The organism is Mesorhizobium sp. 43Arga (assembly GCF_053714255.1).
In genome coordinates, this window is record NZ_JBSKBO010000004.1 from 462,069 (window position 1) to 482,789 (window position 20,721).

A 20,721-nucleotide genomic window follows, 5' to 3' on the forward strand; every position below is an offset into this window, starting at 1 on the left:
TTAGTAGCAGTTCCATATCTTCTTTCACGCCGGTCTCGAGACGGCCGGCGTGCGGTTGTGGACCCGCACGGATTAGATCGACTCGACGTAGGAAGTGTCGAAGAGCATCTCTGGCGTGATCGTCTTGCTCACCATCCTCTTCGCCTTGAGCCAGTCGAGCTGGTCCGTCGCCGAATCGAGTGCAAGCGCACAGCCCTTCTTGATTCGCGTGGCGCTGCTGAAGAAGGTTTCTTTCGCCGCGGGGAACGGACACGGACGCCGCTATCCACGTATTTGTGGATGATGTTGGCCACCTCATCCACTTCCTCCAGCGTTCGGTCTTGTCGACTACGGCGGCGTTGTAGTCGTCGACTGCCGTCGAATGGGCGCGGATAAACGCTGCGGTCTGCTCCCGCTCGTTGGCGGCATTGTTGGTTGAGGTGAACACGCCCCGCTGTGCCGAGACCGACAATCGCCTGGCGGCGGTTTATCGCGAGCTTTGTCATGTTGCACTTCCTTTCAAGAGCGCTCTTTTGTGGGCCGCTCCTGGGCTGGCGTATCAAGCCGCTGCTCATCTTCGGCAGAGGCAGCAAGACCGGAGGACGCGCACCAAGTGTTGTGCCCGTCGCTGTGCAGCCTCGCTCAAACGGCCGCTTGGTTCATCTGCTTGCGGCGAATTTCTCGATTGCTGGGTCAACCTTACGATCAGCTGACGAGACTTGGGCAATGATGGTGATTGTCAATGGTCGCAGGCCCATAGCACTGTGCCCGTAGCCGGGGTGAAGGCGGCATGTCGCGCAGCTTTAATGCCCAGACGTGTAGCTCGCTTTCGGTATCGGCACGAATCAGGCTCACAGGTCGGCGCTTCCTTAAGCAGTCCCTCAGATGAAGTCACGTCGATCATGCAGCTCATAGCGACGTTCGGCAAATCCGAGGCCGTTGGCGGAGCCGCCTTCTGGTAGAATTGTTTGGAAGTTAGCGAGCGCTGGGGATTACCATCCATCGCGTACGGCCAGCGAGAGACAACCGCCCACCCCATCGGACTCGATGGTGGGTCGGTCAACTATCTAGACCTTCTACCTATGACCGTTCGCGGGGGAGAGATGGTCTTGGCCATCTCTCCCCCGCGAATGCCGCCGGCGCAAAGCAGGGCCGCCCATTCGCACGGCGGCGCTCCTTCTCATTCGTAAGCTGATCCGATCCGCCCGCTCGGCGCGCAGCCCAGCCCCGCTCACCGGCTTCGCCCCCTCTCTGCCGCGCTCACGCGCCCCCGGAAGGCATGCCGAGGGGCATGGCTTCGGTATCTAAAGCGAAAGATCAGAGCCATGACTACCAATGAGACGAATGCCAAGACCGTCGGCGAGAGCGGCACAAGAGGTTTCATTCCCCTGAACAAGTTGAAGAAGTCGCCCCGCAATGCGCGCAAAACTCCGCATAACGAGGCCAGCATCGAAGCCTATGCGGCGAGCATCGCCGCAAAAGGTATTCTCCAAAACATTGTTGTGGAGCCGGAGGTTGACGGGGAGGGGACGGAAACCGGGTTCTATCTCGTCAGCATTGGTGAAGGCCGCAGGCTGGCGCCACTGCTTCGCGTCAAGCGCAAGCAGATCAAGAAGACCGAACCGATCCGCTGCATCGTCGATACCAAAAGCGATCCGCACGAAATCAGGCTGGACGAGAACGTCACGCGCGAAGAGACCTTGGGAGCGTAAGCCGCGCGCTCATGAAACGGCTGACAGGCTTGCAACGGCACTCGCGCTCGACCTGACGGCACATGGGACGCCGACGCTACGCACCTACCTCGAGCGTGTAACCAAGGCGCACATCCTCCCCGGCAGTGTGCGAGGCTGTCGACAACGAGGCGGCGGACAGGGTTGTCACTCTAAAGAAGCAGCCGATGGCCGAAGCCGCCGAGAAGTTGTTCGTCGGAACCGGCCGGCTGCCGGCACTCTTGCGCACAAGGGAACCCGCTGCAGGGGAGCTGAAGAGCGCCAGCACGAGGGCGTGATAGAGGCAAACGAGCAGCCAGCGACACACCTTGTCCCTCTGGATGAGAAAGACTTGACCGCAGCCGATTGGCGACAGCGCGGCCGCAGAGGACGAACCCTTCCACGTCGCGGCCGAGTGATTATGGAGCCACCGGAGCCGCTTCGGCGGTTTCGGTGAGTCGCTTTGATAGGGGCGAGAATTTTCCGGCCGCGCGGAAGCGCGGCCGGACCTCGACGGCGCGAGGTCATCAATGGTAGCCCCGAACAGCTATGCTGAACGGTGGGGCATCCGTTCAATCCGAGACGCGACCGACGGCGGCGGACTTTCCGCCGAAGCTCCTGCGAGGCACGCAGGGTTCAATTCGCCATCACCCGGCAACGCTGCGGCGGATTGGGTGCAAATGCTCCGCGCTGTGGTCTCGACTAGCCTCGCATAGATCGGGGCGGGGAAGCCCATATTCGCTTGATGTGGCAATTGTCGCCGCGCTCGCGCGGGTATCAATTTCCGTCTCGCGTCACTGCGACGAATTGAGGGCAAAGGGCGGCTAGAACCTGGACCTCCCAGAGTCACCATTTCCGCGGGGGAGTGATTCCTGCCTTGCCGGGAAGGTGCTTCTGCACTGATCCAAGTGCCTTTTTGCGATGTGAATCCGGTCGATCGCCAATGCGGCGGCTCCTTTTAGTCTGCTGACAAGCCGCACCACGGCGTCCTCGAATGGCTTGGGTCTGACCGAAGACCGGCTTCGCCTCGATCGTCTTCTCGCAACGTCCCCCGTTGGCTTTTTTCCGCCGCCGGCCCGGGAGGCCGGCTTTGCATCGCGAGACAAAAAAGCCAGCGTCAGCCGCCTTCCACTTCGTTTCAGCCCTAAGGACCACCCCATTGCGCAAACGCAATAGGGACCCCGGTGGGTGCGGAGCCGATCGCCCTCGGTCTCATGACCACCATCGAGGCCGCGATGGGCGCGGCCCGATCAACAGAAGGAACCACCGCAATGGCTACTATCGGCATCTTCACCAGCACCGGCAAGGGCTTCAAGGGCTCCGTCAAGACCCTCAACCTCGACGTCAAGACCGTGGATTTCGTCCCCGCCGAGGGCGACAACGAGAAGGGTCCAGACTTCCGCATCTTCGCTGGCGCGACCGAGTTCGGCGCGGCATGGAAGAAGAAGTCCCGCGAGGGCCGAGACTACCACTCGGTCAAACTCGACGATCCGAGTTTCCCAGCTCCGATCTACGCCAGCCTGGTCGAGACCGAAACCCAGGGGGAGTTCTCCCTCATCTGGTCCCGCCGCGCCGCCGAGTAAGATCGGCACCGCAAAAAAGAAGCCCCGACGCGCCGCGCCGGGGCTTCATCATGCTCAGTCCGCCAACGCCTGGACAATAGGCAATTGGCTGCAGCAGGCTAAGCCTTGGCGGCAACTTTGCGCGTTTTCTTGACCGGCGACTTTGCAGCTGATGCGGTTACAGTTGCTGCAGCGGCTGGAGTGATCCGTTTCGGGTTCTGCGCCTTGGCTATTTCTGGTGCCGCCGGCTTGCGGCCGAGCCCGGCTGCCTTAGCCAACGCCGAGCGGGCGGCTGCATAGTTCGGCGCCACCATCGGATAGTCTGCAGGCAGGCTCCACTTGTGCCGGTATTCCTCAGGGCTCAGATTGTAATCTGTGCTGAGATGCCGCTTCAGCGATTTGAACTTCTTTCCGTCTTCCAAGCAGATGATGTAGTCCGGGGTCACCGACTTCCTGATCGCCACGGCTGGCTCCAGTTTCACCACAGGCTCGGCTGCAGGTGTGCCGACATTTTGCAAAGCAAAATGGATATCGCCGATCAGCTTCGGCAATTCCGGGACAGGCACTGGATTGTTCGACACATAAGCGGAGACGATGTCGGCAGCAATCGACATGAGATCGGTGTTGCCCTGCTGTTCATCGGATGCGGTCATGGGATTTCCTTCTTGATCATCAGTCACCTCAGCATGCTATTTGTGCAGTTTGTACAATAGATCAAGCGAATAATGGATTATTCGCGCGATAATCCCTCATCAGGCGAAACGTCAAGGCAGAACCTCGTTTCAATTTATTTTGATCGCCGCAGAACAATCTGCCAACTGCCCTTAGGGAAGCGAGGAGACTTTCCCCTCGCTTCCCCGCCATTGCCGGCTATGCAGAGCGGGGCCGCCGGCTCGCAAAGCGGCCGACTAAGGCAAACCTTACAATCGTTTCCATCCGCCCCGCTCGACCGCGCAGCCCGGCTCCGCGCGCCGGCAATGGCCCCCATCACTCCCGCGCGCTCACGCGCCCCCGGAAGGCATGCCGCGGGACATGCCTTCGGCATTGATGGAAAAGGAGTGACCACAATGAACATGACCACAACCATCGGCAGCGCCGACAACAACCAGCAGCAGCCCGTTCCCGGCGGCTTTCGCGTCGACATCTCGCGCGGCGAGCGCATCGGGCGCGTTTCGTCCGAATGGTTCTCGCGTCCAGACGATGAGCGCTACCTGTCGCTGACAGAGCTTTATGATGCGGTGCGGACGCGTGCGGATCGTGCCACGGCCCGCACTGTCGAGAGCCGCGCGGTTCGCGTTGAGGCAAGTCGGGACAATGCCGAGCGGCTTTCGCTGATCGTTCCTGGACGAGAGCAGGTGATCGCGCCCACGCATTGGAGTTTTGGCCAGCTGTGCAATCTTGTCGGAGCGCCCGCAACTTACATGCGCCAGCTTCCAGCACCGCTGGCAGGCATCAACCTGCAGCACGGCCTGCTCAATCACCGCGCCGAGCTTGTCAAAACCTTGGAGGCGGAGGACGGACGCATCGAGCTTCGTGCCGTCACCGGCCCTGACTATGGCCGCATCTGGGATCATGAACTGGTTGCCGCCGTCATGAAGATCGCCGGCAACGGCACCGGTGACACCATGTGGAAGGTACCGGGCGTGCTGCACTGGGCAACCATGATGCATAATCCCTTCGTGGACATCAGCAAGGACACCACCACGCTCTACGCCAGCGACCGCGACGTGTTCCTGTTTCTGGTGGACGACACCCATCCGATAGAGGCGGGACACCTGCCGAACGGAGAGCGGGATTTGTATTTCCGGGGATTTTATTGCTGGAATTCGGAAGTCGGCAGCAAGACGCTTGGCATTGCCTCATTCTATCTTCGCGCAGTCTGCATGAACCGAAACCTCTGGGGCGTGGAAGGCTTTGAAGAAATCAGCATCCGCCATTCGAAGTTTGCCGCGCAGCGCTTTGCCCACGAAGCGGCACCGGCCTTGACCAGTTTTGCCAACTCATCGCCGGCGCCGTTCATCGCCGGCATCAAGGCGGCGCGCGAAAAGATCGTCGCCCGCAGCCAGGACGACCGCGAAACGTTTCTGCGCAAGCGCGGGTTCTCGAAGGCCGAAGCGGGCAAGATCATCGAGGCGGTTTTGCAGGAGGAGGGTAGGCCACCCGAAAGCATTTTTGATTTCGTGCAGGGCATGACAGGCCACGCTCGTACCAAATCGCATCAGGACAGCCGGCTTGAGCTTGAAGGGAAGGCCAAGGCGTTGCTGGAAAAAGCGGTCTGATCGTTCCGACACTGCGCGGCCGGCATGCGGCCGCGCAGCACCATGTCGGAATTCTTAGCCATCCGCCATCTAGTTCGACGGCGGCGGCCGCGCCTGGTAGGCGGCCGCGGCTCGCCGGGCTGCGCCCGGCGCGCGACGCGACTGCCGTCACGTTGGCGACACGTGACTTTTGATCGTGAATAGTACAATTCTATACGTTAGCGATGCTTTGACTTCGCGTTTCGAACCGCGACGACTTCACTCAATATCTCATGTGGATCGAAGCCGATCGTTTCAGCCAGATCGAGGAATTCGACAACGTCTATTCGCCTCCCACCGGATTCGATAGCCGCGACCACCGATTGATATCTGTTAATCGCTTTCGCCAAATCAGCTTGGCTCATGCCGGCTTCCTTACGTCTGTCGACGATCAGTTGAACAAGACGCACGTGTCTTGGCGATCGAAGCGTCTTTTGCATGTTACCGGTCCTTGACGAAGCCGGCAGATCAATTAAATGGAAATTCCGATAACCAGAAAATCTGATAACCTGATCGAATTATGGATCAGGTGTAAGTTCTTTGAGGGTGAAGGTTCGTGTCGCTAGCAAATGTCCAAATCAGGATGTGGCAGCACACCGATGAACGTGTCGGCATACGAGATCGCCAATGCTTAAACCACTGCTAGATCCAAATGTTGCCGATGTGGCGCCAGATGCCTCCATCCTGACTGGATACGACGAGGAGCGGTTGCTCACCTACATCCGTCTTCTGGATGCTGCGGCCGAGGATGCCGACTGGCGCGAAGTGGCGAGGATCGTTCTGCACATCGATCCAGCGAAGGAGCCGGAGCGGGCATTCCGGGCGTGGGAGACACACCTCGCTCGCGCCCGATGGATGACCACCAACGGCTATCGCTATCTCCTGGCCGGCGGAGCCCCGCACTGAAACTGGCCGGCTCGATGGGCTTTGCCGAACCAGCAAAGCGGTTTGCCGACTCTCTGACTACTCAACGGAACTGTCGCCTTGGAAGCTGCTTGCGAAGCTCGCGACCAAACGCGAGCCTCCGATGAGGACCGTTGCCATGTCGCAAAGCGATTGGACCGATCCGGCGGCATACGAGCACATGCGCGGCTATGAAGCCGCCGAGTTTGCCGCCGAGTATCTGATCCGGAACGCTGATTTCGCCGCCGAATGCGACCGGCTGGCGTCACGTCCGTTGATGGCAGGAGAACTCGCCGGTTCGCCAGATTTCGCCGCTCGTTGGGGCGCGCGATTTCGCCATCGTTGGTGACGAGCCTCTATCACCTGAACACATCGTCTGGACAGAACAGGCCTCACCACGGGTTCTTCGCGCAACGGGGTTGAGGGGCGCCGGATGCTCGCAGCCGGCCCTTCAACCTCTGCCACGCGGCGTACCGCTGTTGAAGCACGTCCTGGCGCTCGGCGGACAAATGGTTTGCCGCCGCGGGGCGGCCATCATCGCGCACGGCAAGATCTACGGAACCGCGCTCGAGCACGACAGCAAGGGTCGGCCGCTGCCTGCCTGGCGAGGCTGCCATGTGCTAGCGGACGGCGAAGTGTTCCTCATGAACTGGGATGTCGCCGACAGTTTTGACAGCCGCTATTTCGGCCCGCTGCCAATCACCAACATCGTCGGCCGCGCGGTCCCCTTTTTAACCACTAACCAAGCATCGCCGGCGCCGGATACTTCCGGCGAACCGGCTCCCGGCGCGCCATGACGGCTCGTTTTCTCACCACGAAAGGACAATAGCATGTCTCAGATCGGCACCTTCACTCGGAACGATGACGGCTTCTTCGGCAACATCTGCACGCTGACGATCGACGCCAAGCTCGCCATTCTGCCTTTCGAGAAGTCGGATGCGGAAAATTCCCCCGAACACCGCATATATTGCGACGGCGTCGAGATCGGGGCAGCGTGGAATCGCAGCGGCGAGAAGGCGGGCGCCTATCTCTCGGTGCTCATCGACGATCCATCGTTCACGCAACCGATCCGCGCCAACCTGTTCCAGGTCGCCACCGAAAAGGACGTCTGGAACCTGCACTGGAGCCGGCCGTCGAAGCGCGAAGAGCGAGCCTGACTTCGATGTTTCGATCGCGCATTATCAGTCTTGCCCAGGCAAACCCTTTGATCGATCGAATGCCGGTCAAACCCTTCGACCCGATCGCCTGTCAGGCGGCCGTCGCGCGTAGTGAAGGTCAAGGGCGGCCGAACGCTTCTCCATCGCTGTTTGCGCTGTCGTGCATGAGAAGCATGATCGGGCGGCGAAGCCTTGCCCTTGAGCGAAGCGAGCACGATGGCAGGCTTTTGGCACGTCGGGATGGTGGTGCGCGCGTCACCACTCGCCAATGCGTGGCGATGCTCTCGGCATGCGCGTTGCTCATGCTTGGTTCTGCGGTCGGTGCGGCGGAAGCACCGCCGCAACCGGAGCCGAAATCGTGCGCCGGGACAACAATCGCAAAGAATGAGAACTGGTCCGCGTACGTTTGTGAGGCCGCCAAACGCTTTGATCTTCCCGAGCACCTGATACGCGCGGTCATGCATGTCGAGAGCGGCGGGGATTTCCGCGCCGTCTCAGCCAGATCTGCGGTCGGCCTGATGCAGATTATGCCCGCCACCTGGGCTGAACTGCGCATCAAATATGGTCTCGGAACCGATCCGTTCAATCCGCGAGACAACATCCTGGCCGGCGCCGCGTATCTCCGCGAGATGCTCGACCGCTTTGGTCCGAATGGTTTTCTCGCTGCCTACAACGCCGGACCACAACGCTATCAGGAGCATCTTTCCAAGGGTCGCCGGCTGCCTCGTGAGACGATTGACTACGTCACGAAGTTGATTTCCCTGATCAAGGGAGCTGTTGAGATTCCGGCCCGCTTGCGAGGATTGGGCACCAGGTCGAGAGCGGATCGTTCCCAGCTTTTTGAACGCGGCGCTACTGCGACAAACGACACCGTTTCGCATGGCAACGGAGCCGTGCGTCGCGTCTACCAAACTGTGTTCACTTCGATCCGTTCGGCCGACATGCCGCCGCAGGTCGACACTGCGCTGAACGATCTGACGGCACCTGAACCGCACGCGGACACTCAGTCTGAAGAAGCCCGTCCCACATTGAAGTCGGCTGCAAACAGCCTCTTCATCCCACGACCTCTCAGTGCATCGCGGTGATCGTCGGATCTGTCGCAAATCGCACTCTGGCCTGTGCTGTCGCGGGATTGGCGGCGGAAGGACAAGCTAGCGGAGAAGTCGGGGAGGGATGGCAAGATAAAAGGCCGCGATGTGCGGCTCGGTCGGTCGGTTGTTTTGGTTGCCTTTTCTCGAGCTTTGCGCACATCGCCAGAAGTTCCCGCACATCGCCCGGTTTGGTTTTCCGCAACGGTTTCAACGTGGTTCGCACATCGCGGGTGAAACGTCGTGAGAAGTGACGATGATTTCCGGGTCCGGCCAGGCCGTATCCCCTCACGCCAGAGCCAACGGGCACGGCCATTCATCGCTCAGGCGCTCGCAGCCGCGCACAAAGCTGGTGGGAGGATCTCTCGCGACGGCACAATCACTGCCGGGCGCGGCTCATATTTCGGACGAGGCCGTGTGGCGAGCCTTCGCGCCGGTCGCTTCATCACCAGCCGCTCTCGTTCCTGCACAGTCAAGGCGCTCGTGGTCCGTCACAAGAGACAGAATGGCCCGCTTGCCCGGCACCTCAATTATCTGCGTCGCGAAGGAGTCACCCGCGACAGCGAGAAGGCGTCCATGTTTGGTCGGCAAACCGACGATGCCGACGTCCATGATTTCGCCGAGCGCTGCGCGAATGATCGACATCATTTTCGCTTCATCATCTCGCCCGAAGACGCGGTCGACATGGCCGATCTCAAGACTTTCACTCGCGACCTGATGGCGCAGGCCGAAAAGGACCTTGGCACCAACCTGGATTGGCTGGCCGTCGATCATTGGAACACCGACAATCCCCACATTCACATCATCCTGCGCGGCAGAGTTGAGGACGGTCAGGATCTCGTCATCTCGCGCGACTACATCAAAAATGGGATGCGCGGTCGTGCGCAGGACCTGATCAGTCTGGAGCTTGGCCCAAGGAACGATCGTGAAATTCGTCATGCACTCCATCAACAAATTGAGGCTGAACGCTGGACGGTACTCGACCGCCAGCTTGTTCGTGAAATGGAAAGGCATGGCGCTGTCGAGGTCGCGCCCATCGCGGGCCGAAAGCCTGATGAGTATCTCGCGGTGAAAGTCGGCCGCTTGCGGAAGTTGGAAAGCCTCGGCCTCGCCGCCCCGATCGGTGCTGGCCAGTGGACAATGGTCGCCGAGGCCGAAGCCTCCCTGCGAGCACTTGGCGAGCGAGGTGACATTATCAAGCGTATGCATCGCACCCTGGCCGAGCGTGGGCTCGATAGATACGCTGCCGACCAAGTCTTCCTGGGCGAGGCGAGCGAGGTGCCGATCATCGGCAGGCTCATGGAGCGAGGCCTCCATGACGAATTGCGCGCATCTGCTTACGCCATTGTCGACGGAATCGATGGCCGCACTCATTACGTCCGCTTTCAAAATCTCGAAGCCGCTGGAGATTCCGCACCAGGTTCCATCGTCGAGCTTCGGCGCTACGAAGATGAAAAAGGCCGCAACCGCGTCGCGCTTGCTGTCCGTTCTGATCTCCCGATCGAGGACCAGGTCCATGCTGACGGCGCGACTTGGCTCGACCGACAACTGGTCGCGCATGGGCCAAACAACTTGGGCGAGGGCGGATTTGCACAGCAGGTGAAACAGGCGCTGGAGAACCGCATCCAGCACCTTGTCGAGCAAGGCTTAGCGCGGCACGAGGCTGGCCGTGTCATAGTTGCGCCCAACCTGATTGCAGCGCTTCGCGTTCGCGAGGTTGATGCACTCGGTGAGCAACTGTCCGCCGGGACAGGTCTTCCCTTCATGAGGGCTACTGAGGGCGCCCAAATAGCTGGTATCTACCGGCGGCGCTTCTCTCTTGCCTCAGGCCGGTTCGCGATGATCGACGACGGGCTCGGTTTCAAGCTCGTGCCTTGGTCACCTTCACTCGACAAGCACCTTGGCCGTCACCTCGCTGGCGTCATGCGGGCCGAGGGTGGTGTGGATTGGACTCTCGGTAGAAAACGAGGGTTGGGGCTTTGACGGGGGCAGCTAAGCCGCTGGCGAACGCGCCCTGCTGCACGAGCGGTAAAGCGCCGGCCATCGACGCGTTCTCCGAACGGGCGGGTTGCCGCCTTGAGACAAAAACACCGATGGCTGACGATTTGATGAGCTGGTATGCTCTCGCTGAGAAAAGCGCGCACGACGGAACTTCGCGCCAAATCGCCGCACACCCGGGCATCATGGGGCAACGTCAGGCGGCTTATCCCGGAGAGCAAGACTTTCACGGCGACACCTTCACCAGGCGAGGGGAACCCTGTCTTTGGCTAGCCAACGATGTGTGCGTTCGAGCTTCTTGGGAGAAGAATTCTGTCCATCCGTTCGTGAAGAACGTCTTGCAATCAGGTTGGGCTAGTCGGCGACACAGTGGTGTTCGGTCGAGCGCTTTTCATTTTGAAAAAACGGTTCCTATGCAGTTGGCACCACGACTGCGTCTAACTCCTCGCAACACACGCGCGGCCGTATCCGTTTGTTTGTCCCATCGAGATCATGTGAAGAAGGAAAGTAATCAACATGTCAAAACGTGCATCGGACAGGTCATGCGCGCGCAAACACAGCGTTGGCTTAGTCCCCAATAGTCTGAGATCTCGATATTTCGCAGAGACGCCAACCTGGTTCGAGCAGATCACAAAACCGGCCTCCACTCTCCGCGCCTTGCTCTTGACAGCCGCCCTGATCCTCGTCGACCCCGCGCTTGCCGCCGACGGCGCCAAGGTGACGGATTTCGTGCTCGATAATGGCATGAAAGTGGTCGTCATCGCGGACCATCGCGTGCCGATCGTCACCCATATGGTCTGGTACGAGACCGGCAGCGCCGACGAGCCGCCCGGCAAATCGGGCATCGCCCATTTCTTCGAGCATCTGATGTTCAAGGCCACGACCAATCACGCGGCCGGCGAGTTAGGCAACGCCGTCTCCGACGTAGGCGGCTTCCACAACGCTTTCACCTCCTACGACTTCACCGCCTTCTACGAGACGGTGACGCCGTCGGCGCTCGAGCTGATGATGAGCTTCGAGGCCGACCGCATGCGCAACCTCATCCTCACCGATGACGTAGTCAAGACCGAGCGCGACGTCATCTTGGAAGAGCGCCGCTCGCGCATCGACAACAACCCGCAGGCCGTGCTCCGCGAAGAGGTCGATGCCACACTGTGGCAGAACCAGCCCTATCGCATTCCGGTCATCGGCTGGATGCAGGAGATGGAGCAGCTCAACCGCACCGACGCCGTCGCCTTCTACAACAAATATTACCGTCCCAACAACGCGGTGTTGATCGTGGCCGGCGATGTCGAACCGGAAACGGTGAAGGCGCTGGCCGAGAAGACCTACGGCAAGGTGGCCCGCGGGCCGGACCTGCCGTCGCGTGTCCGCCCGGTCGAGCCGGAGCAGAACACCAGGCGCACCGTGACGCTCGCCGACGCCCGCGTCAGCGTACCGAGTTTCTCGACGCAATGGGTGGTGCCCTCCTACCACACGGCCAAACCGGGCGAGGCCGAAGCGCTCGATCTGCTGGCCGATATCCTTGGCGGCGGCAACCGCAGCCGGCTTTACCAGGCGCTTGTCGTCAATCAGGGCGTCGCTTCCAACGCCGGCGCGGACCTCGAGGGCATCATGCTCAACGACACCAATTTCACCGTCTATGGCGCGCCGCGCGGCAAGGCCAAGCTTGCCGACGTCGAAGCCGCGGTTCAGGCCGAGGTGGCGCGCATCGCCAGCGACGGCGTAACCCCCGATGAGCTCCAAAAAGCCAAGGACCGCTTTGTCAGGTCGCTGATCCTTGCCCGCGATAGCCTGGATGGGATGGCCCAAATCTATGGCTCGATCTTGGCCACCGGCGGCAACGTCGAGGACGTGCAGCAAATGCTGGACCGTATCCGCAAGGTCACCGCCGACGAGATCAAGGCCGTTGCCGAGCGCTATCTGGTGCCCGCCCGGTCGACGACCGGCTATCTGATGCCGCAACCCAAGACGGAGAATTGATGTGTTGACCAGTGACTACTTCCGAGCTTTCTCTTCTCCGGCAAAGGCAGGGGGGAGCGGCTTGCACGCTTTCGCCACGCTCTTCCTCTCGATCGTCTTCCTGGTCCTGCCGGCGCTTTCCGCCCGCGCCATGGAAATCCAGTCGGTCACCTCATCCAAGGGTGTCACCGCCTGGCTGGTGGAGGACTATTCCGTGCCGGTTGTCGCCATACGCTTCACCTTCGGCGGCGGCTCGACGCAAGATCCGCCGGGCAAGGAAGGGCTGGCCAATCTAATGGCCCGCCTATTTCCTGAGGGCGCTGGCCCTCTCGATTGGGAAGCCTTCCAGATCAAGCTCGACGATGCCGGCGTCGAACTGAGCTTCGAGGAGACCCGCGACAGCATCCACGGCTCTATGCGCGTGCTGGCCGAACAGCGCGACGAAGCCTTCGACCTGTTGCGGCTGGCGGTCAACGAGCCGCGCTTCGATCAGGCGCCTATCGACCGCATCCGTGCCCAGGTCCTGTCCGGCATCATCGCCAACGAGAATGATCCCCCCACGGTGGCGGAGAACCGATGGGCGCGCGCCGTCTATGGCGATCATCCTTATTCGCGCTCCGACCAGGGCACCAGGCAGAGCATCGCCGCCATCACGCAGGCTGATCTGAAGGCCCTTTACAAGGCAGTCTTCGCGCGGGGCGGGCTGCATGTCACGGTCGTCGGAGCTATCGACCCGGAAACGCTGAAGAAGAAGCTGGATCTGGTGTTCGGCGGCCTGCCACAGAACCAGGCGGTTGCCTCCGTCGTCGATATTGAACCCAAGCTGGCACAGCATGTCGAGGTCGATTACGACCTGCCGCAGACCTCGTTGAAACTCACCTGGCCCGGCGTGAAGCGCAAGGCTGCCGATTTCTTCCCGACCGTGCTGCTGAACGAGATTCTCGGCGGTCCCTTCACGTCGCGCCTGTGGCAGGAAGTGCGCGAAAAGCGCGGGCTGGCCTACAGCGTCAACTCCTCCCTGATCAACCAGGACCATGCCGACGCCCTGATCGTAACCACCGCCACACGCTCGGACCGCGCCGCAGAGACGCTTGGTATCGTGCGGAACGTGGTCAAGCGGCTGGCCGAGGACGGCCCGACCGAGCCCGAACTGGAGGCGGCCAAGAAACATTTGGTCGGCGCCTATGCCATCAGCAATCTGGATTCATCGAGTTCCATAGCTGCGACCTTGGACCGGCTGCAGCTCGACGGTCTCGGCATCGACTACATGCAGCGCCGCAGTGGCCTGATCAACGCGGTGACGCTCGATCAAGTCAAGGCGGCGGCAAAGAAGCTGTTGTCGACCGAGCCGACCGTGCTCGTGGTCGGTCCTCCGCTGGCTGCGGCCAGAAAGGGGTGAGCCCGACCATACCGCCTTCCGCGGTGGCGGGGGGCGGTCTGGGCGCGCATCTATTTCATCGCGCGAAGCGGACCGGCTGGGCGGGCAGAAGCCCAGCCTTGCCGTTCTTGACAAACTGCTCCCGCCCCCAAGCAACCGTGCAGTCGTTTCTTCGATAGCCATGCGATGACTCTCCTTTCCATCCTCATGGCCTCACGCACAAGCCGGGTACCCAGCAGGTTTGCGGCGTCACCGATACGCTGAAGCAGCCGGGTGCCGGCGAGCCCAATCGGTCGTGGACACCCGCGGGCGGGCCTGGCCAAAAGCAAGCGCGTGGCGCAGCTTCTCTTGACCAACGGCAGGTCTTTGGCGCTTGGCTTACGCTCCTGCAGCCGGGTGGTAGGCGCTCTTTAAACCGAAAACCGATGCGGTCGAACGCAAGCTGACTCAGCGTGTTGAGTATCCACCTACAGCGGGGTTGGCGGCGTATGCCGTTCCGGTCAGGCAGGAGAAGATTGTCGCGCTGCCCCGAGCCCAAGCAAGCTAAGGTACGACAAAGGCCACGTAATGACATCGGGCCACTAACTTTGGCAGGCTGCAGAGCCTGTCGGATCCGGAGACACTCTTCGGACCTACCGTTTTGCGATTCTGATGAGCTCGCATGGGTCCACCTCAAACGCATCTGCAATTCTACCAAGAACGCTAACGCTGGCCGAAACCCGAGCACGCTCAATCGAGCCGACATAGCGCATGCTCAGCCCAGAACGGGCTGCCAGCTCCTCCTGCGTCAGATCCTGATCATGGCGCAAACGACGCAAATTTATGGCCAAGATCTCCTTGAGATCCATGGTCGACTAGGAATCAGAAGAGGAACTGACGTTCTAGGAATGATCGTTCCCATTCGCTATAGTGGGAACCCGACTGAAGGGTGCCTGTTGAAGGGGACAGCTCTCCTGTGCTCGAACCGCTACTCGATCCCGATGTTGCCGACGTCGCTCCAGATGCCCCCATCCTGACCGGCTACGACGAGGAGCGACTGCTCACTTATATCCGCCTTCTCGATGCAGCGGCCGAGAACGCCGACTGGCGCGACGTGGCGAGGATCGTTCTGCATATCGATCCCACGAAGGAGCCGGAACGGGCATTCCGAGCATGGGAAACACATCTCGCGCGAGCCCGATGGATGACCACGAACGGTTATCGCTATCTGCTGGCTGGCGGAGCACCGCACTGAATCCGACCGGCCCGGATGGCGTCTGCTGATTCGCGATTTGCTGACTTTCTAACTCCCGAAGGGCACCAGGCTCTCTCGCGATGGTTACGAGACACATATCACTTCGTCTGGTGAGCATGACAGCCTGCGCCACGCCTGCGCTATTATGCTGCCGCTGATGAAGGAGAATTCAAACCGAGCCTCCCGATCCCGGCGGGTCCTGAAATGGCTGTCGGCTCGGCGCCCCGTCATGGTTCACTACCTCAGCAAATCAAACTATGGCACCTTCTCAATCTCGGCCTGTGATGGCCGGGACGGGCTGCTTACCGCCCGCACAACGCGCCTTCCTCCGCAATCGGACGCGCTTCGACGATGGAGAGCGAAACCCCGGACGCGAAGCAGCTTCGTCGTGCCGCTCAAAAGGCGCATGGTGCCCTGCTGACGTCTACGCCGCGTCCCGTCGATTCATCATTTGGGAAATCTGCTTTTTCCAGGGGGGCATACGAAAAACCCGCGCCTACGAGAAGGCGCGGGCATGTTGCCTGGGGCTTGTGGTGCTGCGGTACTCCAAACATGACCGTAGGATTAAACTTTGCCGAACTACGGTAAATATACGCTTAATACGCCGCGGCCGCGGGACGCTATTTGTGTCACAGAACGGCATAGGACGGCCGCGCCTATCCAGCGGTCCCAAAGGCCGATGGGTCCCTCAGAAGAATCGACAACCTGGTCATGAACATATGATCCGGCGCCACCACGCGCAGCAGAGAACTGGTCGCGCACGTTTCTTTAAGAGGAACGAAACCCCGAACCGTTCGAGTTCGATTAGAGAACGAGAGAAAGAGAATAATTTTTCGGCCTGTCTCTAGCACCTGCGGCCTGCGTCGAGCGCTTTTGCACCGAGTTTGAAGATTGCCGACTACTTGGAAAAATCGCCCCGTACGATGCCGTGGCGCTGAAACTTGTCGTAAAAGGTCTTCGCGGAATGCCCAACGCCTCGACCGTTCGCCTGACATCTCCGCCGTTGCGGCCGAGCGTCTCGCGGATGATGTCGGCCTCGTAGCGCTCCAGGCGGCTCGGGAAGCGGGCGAGCCGCATCAGAGGGTAGCGTCTGCATTTCTTGTTCCAACCCGAGCACGAAACGTTCCGCAAAATGCGCCAATTCGCGCACATTTCCCGGCCAGTCATGCTCATGCAGATAACGGTGCACCGACGCCGGTCTGGCAGGCACAGGGCGGCGGAATCGGGCCGCGGCACGCTCTGCGAAGTAGCCGACCAGAAGAGCAATATCGTCGCGGCGCTCGCGTCGTGGTGGAATGGAGACGGTTACCACATTGAGCAGGCAATAGAGACCCTCCCGGAAATTACCGCGCTGGCGCCGGTCGCCGAGATCGACCTTGGCCGCGACAACGACGCGCAGATCCACCGGCCTTACCTCATTGGTACCGAGCGGCATGACCTCGCGCATTTCCAGCACACGCAACATCCGCACCTGTGCCGACGCCGGCATGCTTTCGATCTCGTCGAGGAATAGCGTGCCGCCGCTTGAATGCTCAACGCGACCGATCCGCTTTTTCTGCGCGCCGGTGAAAGCGCCTGCCCCATGGCCGAACAACTCGCTTTCTACAATCGCCTCCGGCAACGTCCCGCAATTCAGCGCGACGAAATTGCCCTTGGCGCGGCGACTCCAGCGGTGCAGCAATCCGGCCACCACCTCCTTGGCGGAGCCGGTCTCCCCGGTCACCAGCACGTCGACATCGGTGTCTGCGATTTGCCGTAGGGTGCGGCGCAGTCTTCCATCGCCCGGGTCTGGCCGATCAGCGGCAAGCTGTCCTGGGCCAGCTCGCTTGCCTCGCGCAGGACCCGGTTCTCCATGGTTAGCCGGCGTTTTTCTGCTGCCCGCCGCACAACTGGGTCAGTCCGTGAGTGGCGAACGGATTGGTATTGAAGTCGTAGGCGCCGTCCTTGATCGCCTTGACTGCCATTGGGACGTCTCCGTGACCGGTGATGAAGGTCGGGATCAAGCCGCAGGATGCGGTCGAAAAGCCATCGATCTCGGGCATGCGGATGTCGGACACAACCACACCGGCAAAATCGGAATGGATGCCGACCAGTGCCTTTGATGCCATCGAAAACGCCGACACCGAGAATCCGGCAAGCTTAAGCGTCTGGGCGGTGGCTTTCAGGAGGTCACGGTCGTCATCGATCAGAATGACCGGTGCTGCGCTCTGGTGCGTCATGTTCGACTACGCTGCCTTCAATTCGCGGTTCAGCACACCGATCGCGACGGCATCGCGCCGCGCCAAAGCATCGTGCACCTGCTCGTCTTGCGATAGCAGCAGCGGCAGTGCGCGTGGATTTTCCAAAACAGCGCTAAGCAGCACCTTCAGGTTGGCGCCTGTGCGCGCCTGCGCCGCTAGCACGTTGAGCTCGATGTCCCGAGCGTAGAGGCCGGAGCCATGGAGAGCCGCCGCAATGATCGCGAGCCCTGTTGCCGCGAACTCAAACCAAGCTCGGACCGCTCGCCCGCCGAGTTGCTCGAGCGTCGAAGACGGGTCGGAAGCGCGGCGCTGCGGCATCGCCCATTTTTTGAATAATTTCGCACAACGGCCAATCAAATTTGTCCGGGCAGCCGCACTTGTTGCCCAGAGGCAAGCAGCGTGAATTGATGATAACGCGCTAAAGATCAAGGGTTTATCGACAAAGGGCTGCGTCTGGCACGCCTGATGCGAACTCAGCTTCAGCAGCCGCGAGGCTGCTGAAGCTTAGTCCCGGGAGGTCGGGTCTTCCGATCGGGGCGCAACGGAGGATATCATGCAGACAACGATCGCTGCCGCCAAGCCGCGCGGCAAGATTCCTTTCTATCGGCATCTCTATGTGCAGGTCCTGGTGGCGATCGCCGCTGGCGTGCTTCTCGGCCATTTCTATCCGGAGACAGGTGCCGCGATGAAGCCGTTCGGCGACGCCTTCATCAAACTGGTGAAGATGATCATCGCGCCGGTGATCTTCCTGACGGTGGCGACCGGCATTGCCGGCGTATCTGACCTGCAGAAAGTCGGCCGTGTCGCCGGAAAAGCGATGGTCTATTTCCTGGTGTTCTCGACGCTGGCGCTGGTTATCGGCCTCATCGTCTCGAACGTTGTCCAGCCCGGCGCCGGCATGCACATCAATCCGGCCACACTCGACGCATCGAAGGTGGTGACCTTTACCGAAAAGGCGCATGACACCACCATCGTCGGCTTCCTGATGAACATCATCCCCGACACGATCACCGGCGCCTTCGTCCAGGGCGATGTATTGCAGGTGCTGTTCTTTTCGGTGCTGTTCGGTATTGCGTTGGGGCTGGTCGGCGACCGCGGCCGTGCGGTCGTCGATTTCCTGCAGGCGCTGACCGCACCGATTTTCCGCCTTGTCGCCATTTTGATGAAGGCCGCACCGATCGGCGCTTTCGGCGCAATGGCCTTTACCATCGGCAAATACGGAATCGGCTCGATGGCCAATCTCGCAATGCTGATCGGCACGTTCTACGCGACCTCGCTGCTGTTCGTGCTGGTGGTGCTCGGAGCGGTCGCCCGCTACAACGGCTTCTCGATCCTGGCGCTGATTCGCTACATCAAGGAAGAGTTGCTGCTGGTTCTCGGCACCTCCTCGTCAGAGGCGGCGCTGCCCGGCCTCATGGTCAAGATGGAGCGCGCCGGCTGCAAGCGGTCGGTCGTCGGCCTGGTCATCCCGACCGGCTATTCCTTCAACCTCGACGGCACCAACATCTACATGACGCTGGCGGCATTGTTCATCGCACAAGCGACCGACACGCCTCTCACTCTCGGCGACCAGGTACTTTTGCTTCTCGTCGCCATGCTCAGCTCCAAGGGTGCCGCGGGCATCACTGGCGCTGGCTTCATCACGCTGGCGGCGACGCTGTCGGTCGTGCCCGCCGTCCCGGTTGCCGGCATGGCGCTGATCCTGGGCGTCGACCGCTTCATGTCGGAGTGCCGGGCGCTGACCAACCTCGTCGGCAATGCGATCGCGACGGTTGTCGTGGCGCGGTGGGAAAAGGAGCTCGATCAGGCGAAGCTCGCCGCCGCCATGGCCGGTGAATTGCCAGATGAGGCAGACCTGTCGCTGCCGCAAGTCGAGGATCTCTCCAGCTCGCCCAACGATCACCCACGGTTCTGGCGCAATGAGATGTATGAAAACAAACCTCATTGAGACGATTTTCAGGCCGGGCCGGTTTTGCTGCCGGGCGGGCTTGTCGGCCACTTGCGCCATCGAAAACCGATGCGGAACGAACTGCCGGCCGTCATCCCCCAGCAATTCCTTGCGCCATGGAGCTCGGATGGCTTGTGGGATCATCCGGCAGAATTCTCATTAAGCCTCTTGAGCACAAATCGCTTGCTTTCGAGCACGCGCTCTTCGAGCGACTTCGCACCGGCCCAATGCGCGGCGATGGCGCTGGCCAGCATGCACCCGGTCCCGCGCATCGTACCGGCAAGACGCGGTGAATCGAAGCGAATGGGTTCTTGATCCGAACTCCACAGAATATCTGTCGATCGTGGTCCCGTTGCGTGGCCGCCCTTGACGAGCAGCGCCTGCGGCCCGGCCGCGAGCAATCGCCTTCCCTGCCGCAGCGCATCATCATCGTCCGCTGCCAGTTCCGATCCCGTCAGGATCGCCAGTTCGATGAGATTTGGCGTGACGAGATGGCAAAGCGGCATGAGTTCCCGCTTCATGACGCCGATCGCGCGCGCTTGCAGCAGCGGTCTGCCGGACGAGGAGGCCAGCACCGGATCGAGCACAGCCGGTATCCGCTGATTTTCGCGCAGCACGGTGGCGGCCGCAGCGATGATCTGCGCGGTCGCGAGCATGCCGATCTTGATGGCCGCCACCTCGTTGGCCTGCAACGCCGCCCGCATTTGATCAGCCACCAGGCCAGGCTGCATAGGACGGATATCCCCGACGGCGTCGTGTGTTTGCACCGTTACCGCGGTGATGGCAAGGCAGGTGCCCACGCCGATGGCAGAGATCGTCTCGATGTCGCGCGCAATCCCGGCACCTCCGCTGGAATCCGATCCGCCAACGACAAGCACATGCGGGTCTTGCTTCAGCGCCATTGCTCCGTCTTTTCGATCCATTCCCTGGTGCGCGCCGCGGGATCCCGATTCAGCGTTACGTCCGTCACCACCGCCGCGCTGTCGGCGCCGGCACCGAAAACGCCATCGAGCCGCTCGGGATTGAGGCCGCCGATGGCGATCAGCGGAATAGGCGCGACCCTCCCCTTCCACGCCCGGATCCTTTCGAGCCCCTGCGGACCGGGCCGGTGCCCGTTTGTCAAGCGCGTTCGGGCCGAAGCGGAAGGTCAAAGGCAGGCGGAACGCTCCCGTATTCAGGATGCGGACGGCTCGGCCAGCGCGCGATTCTGTCGTCACGAAATGTCGCAAATCTGGACACTTATGTTCTATGACAAGCCTTCCGAAA

Annotated in this window: 18 protein-coding genes and 3 pseudogenes; 14 read left to right on the plus strand and 7 right to left on the minus strand. The window is 61.0% G+C overall.

The features are described from left to right. Nucleotides 1-94: 94 nt before the first annotated feature. The 3 genes and pseudogenes from ACWGS8_RS17820 to ACWGS8_RS17830 all read left to right on the plus strand — a co-directional run bounded on the left by ACWGS8_RS17820 (nucleotide 95) and on the right by ACWGS8_RS17830 (nucleotide 3,271). On the plus strand, nucleotides 95-283 hold the full coding sequence (locus tag ACWGS8_RS17820) for a hypothetical protein (protein WP_454582146.1): 189 nt from the start codon (nucleotides 95-97) through the stop codon (nucleotides 281-283). 1,021 nt (nucleotides 284-1,304) lie between these two features. After that, nucleotides 1,305-1,673 (plus strand): annotated as a pseudogene (locus ACWGS8_RS17825) (ParB/Srx family N-terminal domain-containing protein); the annotation flags it as partial. 1,286 nt (nucleotides 1,674-2,959) lie between these two features. Next, nucleotides 2,960-3,271, plus strand: a complete 312-nt coding sequence (locus tag ACWGS8_RS17830; protein ID WP_454582147.1) for a DUF736 domain-containing protein — start codon at nucleotides 2,960-2,962, stop codon at nucleotides 3,269-3,271. 98 nt (nucleotides 3,272-3,369) lie between these two features. Here the strand turns inward: ACWGS8_RS17830 and ACWGS8_RS17835 are convergent, their stop codons facing one another. After that, nucleotides 3,370-3,903, minus strand: coding sequence for a MucR family transcriptional regulator (locus tag ACWGS8_RS17835; RefSeq protein WP_454582148.1), 534 nt, complete (start codon nucleotides 3,901-3,903; stop codon nucleotides 3,370-3,372). 420 nt (nucleotides 3,904-4,323) lie between these two features. On the opposite strand from ACWGS8_RS17835, the gene ACWGS8_RS17840 reads away from it, so the two are divergent. Further along, nucleotides 4,324-5,529, plus strand: a complete 1,206-nt coding sequence (locus ACWGS8_RS17840) for a DUF932 domain-containing protein (RefSeq protein WP_454582214.1) — start codon at nucleotides 4,324-4,326, stop codon at nucleotides 5,527-5,529. Nucleotides 5,530-5,726: 197 nt separating this feature from the next. On the opposite strand, the gene ACWGS8_RS17845 is transcribed toward ACWGS8_RS17840, so the two are convergent. Continuing rightward, nucleotides 5,727-5,987, minus strand: a complete 261-nt coding sequence (locus tag ACWGS8_RS17845; RefSeq protein ID WP_320254203.1) for a helix-turn-helix domain-containing protein — start codon at nucleotides 5,985-5,987, stop codon at nucleotides 5,727-5,729. Nucleotides 5,988-6,174: 187 nt separating this feature from the next. Between ACWGS8_RS17845 and ACWGS8_RS17850 the strand changes: the two genes are divergently transcribed. The 8 genes from ACWGS8_RS17850 to ACWGS8_RS17885 all read left to right on the plus strand — a co-directional run bounded on the left by ACWGS8_RS17850 (nucleotide 6,175) and on the right by ACWGS8_RS17885 (nucleotide 14,054). Beyond that, on the plus strand, nucleotides 6,175-6,453 hold the full coding sequence (locus ACWGS8_RS17850; protein ID WP_454582149.1) for a DNA -binding domain-containing protein: 279 nt from the start codon (nucleotides 6,175-6,177) through the stop codon (nucleotides 6,451-6,453). Between the two features lie 136 nt (nucleotides 6,454-6,589). Beyond that, nucleotides 6,590-6,799 (plus strand): transcriptional regulator domain-containing protein, encoded by a 210-nt coding sequence (locus tag ACWGS8_RS17855; RefSeq protein ID WP_454582150.1) that lies wholly within the window; start codon nucleotides 6,590-6,592, stop codon nucleotides 6,797-6,799. Nucleotides 6,800-6,869: 70 nt separating this feature from the next. Continuing rightward, on the plus strand, nucleotides 6,870-7,247 hold the full coding sequence (locus ACWGS8_RS17860) for a S26 family signal peptidase (RefSeq protein WP_454582151.1): 378 nt from the start codon (nucleotides 6,870-6,872) through the stop codon (nucleotides 7,245-7,247). A gap of 33 nt (nucleotides 7,248-7,280) precedes the next feature. Further along, nucleotides 7,281-7,607: a DUF736 domain-containing protein gene (locus tag ACWGS8_RS17865; RefSeq protein ID WP_454582152.1), complete on the plus strand. Its 327-nt coding sequence runs from the start codon at nucleotides 7,281-7,283 to the stop codon at nucleotides 7,605-7,607. A gap of 5 nt (nucleotides 7,608-7,612) precedes the next feature. Beyond that, nucleotides 7,613-8,692 (plus strand): lytic transglycosylase domain-containing protein, encoded by a 1,080-nt coding sequence (locus ACWGS8_RS17870; RefSeq protein WP_454582153.1) that lies wholly within the window; start codon nucleotides 7,613-7,615, stop codon nucleotides 8,690-8,692. Nucleotides 8,693-8,938: 246 nt separating this feature from the next. Beyond that, a complete protein-coding gene (locus tag ACWGS8_RS17875) occupies nucleotides 8,939-10,678 on the plus strand; it encodes a relaxase/mobilization nuclease domain-containing protein (RefSeq protein WP_454582154.1) in 1,740 nt (579 codons plus the stop codon). A gap of 672 nt (nucleotides 10,679-11,350) precedes the next feature. Continuing rightward, on the plus strand, nucleotides 11,351-12,676 hold the full coding sequence (locus ACWGS8_RS17880; protein WP_454582155.1) for a M16 family metallopeptidase: 1,326 nt from the start codon (nucleotides 11,351-11,353) through the stop codon (nucleotides 12,674-12,676). A 61-nt stretch (nucleotides 12,677-12,737) separates the two neighbouring features. Continuing rightward, complete coding sequence (locus ACWGS8_RS17885) at nucleotides 12,738-14,054, plus strand: M16 family metallopeptidase (RefSeq protein WP_454582156.1); 1,317 nt, start codon at nucleotides 12,738-12,740, stop codon at nucleotides 14,052-14,054. 611 nt (nucleotides 14,055-14,665) lie between these two features. Here the strand turns inward: ACWGS8_RS17885 and ACWGS8_RS17890 are convergent. Beyond that, the gene (locus ACWGS8_RS17890) at nucleotides 14,666-14,881 is read right to left on the minus strand and encodes a helix-turn-helix domain-containing protein (RefSeq protein ID WP_454582157.1); all 216 of its coding nucleotides are present in this window, start codon (nucleotides 14,879-14,881) and stop codon (nucleotides 14,666-14,668) included. Between the two features lie 107 nt (nucleotides 14,882-14,988). Between ACWGS8_RS17890 and ACWGS8_RS17895 the strand changes: the two genes are divergently transcribed. Beyond that, complete coding sequence (locus tag ACWGS8_RS17895; RefSeq protein WP_454582158.1) at nucleotides 14,989-15,267, plus strand: DNA -binding domain-containing protein; 279 nt, start codon at nucleotides 14,989-14,991, stop codon at nucleotides 15,265-15,267. Between the two features lie 898 nt (nucleotides 15,268-16,165). Here the strand turns inward: ACWGS8_RS17895 and ACWGS8_RS17900 are convergent. After that, nucleotides 16,166-17,486, minus strand: a pseudogene (locus tag ACWGS8_RS17900) (sigma-54-dependent transcriptional regulator). Nucleotides 17,487-17,492: 6 nt separating this feature from the next. Further along, nucleotides 17,493-17,825 carry a hypothetical protein gene (locus ACWGS8_RS17905; RefSeq protein ID WP_454582159.1) on the minus strand — a complete coding sequence of 111 codons (333 nt, stop codon included), beginning with the start codon at nucleotides 17,823-17,825 and terminating at the stop codon, nucleotides 17,493-17,495. A gap of 235 nt (nucleotides 17,826-18,060) precedes the next feature. Between ACWGS8_RS17905 and ACWGS8_RS17910 the strand changes: the two genes are divergently transcribed. Beyond that, entirely contained in the window at nucleotides 18,061-19,455 is a 1,395-nt protein-coding gene (locus tag ACWGS8_RS17910; protein WP_454582160.1) for a dicarboxylate/amino acid:cation symporter, read from the plus strand. A gap of 140 nt (nucleotides 19,456-19,595) precedes the next feature. On the opposite strand, the gene thiD is transcribed toward ACWGS8_RS17910, so the two are convergent. Together thiD and ACWGS8_RS17920 are read right to left on the minus strand one after the other, a co-directional pair. Then, nucleotides 19,596-20,357, minus strand: coding sequence for a bifunctional hydroxymethylpyrimidine kinase/phosphomethylpyrimidine kinase (gene thiD, locus ACWGS8_RS17915; RefSeq protein WP_454582161.1), 762 nt, complete (start codon nucleotides 20,355-20,357; stop codon nucleotides 19,596-19,598). Next, nucleotides 20,348-20,554 (minus strand): annotated as a pseudogene (locus ACWGS8_RS17920) (thiamine phosphate synthase); the annotation flags it as partial. The pseudogene ACWGS8_RS17920 and the gene thiD, both read right to left, overlap by 10 nt. Nucleotides 20,555-20,721: the final 167 nt, after the last annotated feature.

Excerpts from the sequence above, each read along its gene's own strand:
- ACWGS8_RS17910 (WP_454582160.1), top strand. The coding sequence starts at position 18,061 with ATGCAGACAACGATCGCTGCCGCCAAGCCGCGCGGCAAGATTCCTTTC.
- ACWGS8_RS17905 (WP_454582159.1), bottom strand. The coding sequence starts at position 17,825 with ATGCCGCAGCGCCGCGCTTCCGACCCGTCTTCGACGCTCGAGCAACTC.
- ACWGS8_RS17890 (WP_454582157.1), bottom strand. The coding sequence starts at position 14,881 with ATGGATCTCAAGGAGATCTTGGCCATAAATTTGCGTCGTTTGCGCCAT.
- ACWGS8_RS17850 (WP_454582149.1), top strand. The coding sequence starts at position 6,175 with ATGCTTAAACCACTGCTAGATCCAAATGTTGCCGATGTGGCGCCAGAT.
- ACWGS8_RS17870 (WP_454582153.1), top strand. The coding sequence starts at position 7,613 with ATGTTTCGATCGCGCATTATCAGTCTTGCCCAGGCAAACCCTTTGATC.
- thiD (WP_454582161.1), bottom strand. The coding sequence starts at position 20,357 with ATGGCGCTGAAGCAAGACCCGCATGTGCTTGTCGTTGGCGGATCGGAT.
- ACWGS8_RS17845 (WP_320254203.1), bottom strand. The coding sequence starts at position 5,987 with ATGCAAAAGACGCTTCGATCGCCAAGACACGTGCGTCTTGTTCAACTG.
- ACWGS8_RS17855 (WP_454582150.1), top strand. The coding sequence starts at position 6,590 with ATGTCGCAAAGCGATTGGACCGATCCGGCGGCATACGAGCACATGCGC.
- ACWGS8_RS17830 (WP_454582147.1), top strand. The coding sequence starts at position 2,960 with ATGGCTACTATCGGCATCTTCACCAGCACCGGCAAGGGCTTCAAGGGC.
- ACWGS8_RS17840 (WP_454582214.1), top strand. The coding sequence starts at position 4,324 with ATGACCACAACCATCGGCAGCGCCGACAACAACCAGCAGCAGCCCGTT.
- ACWGS8_RS17835 (WP_454582148.1), bottom strand. The coding sequence starts at position 3,903 with ATGACCGCATCCGATGAACAGCAGGGCAACACCGATCTCATGTCGATT.
- ACWGS8_RS17865 (WP_454582152.1), top strand. The coding sequence starts at position 7,281 with ATGTCTCAGATCGGCACCTTCACTCGGAACGATGACGGCTTCTTCGGC.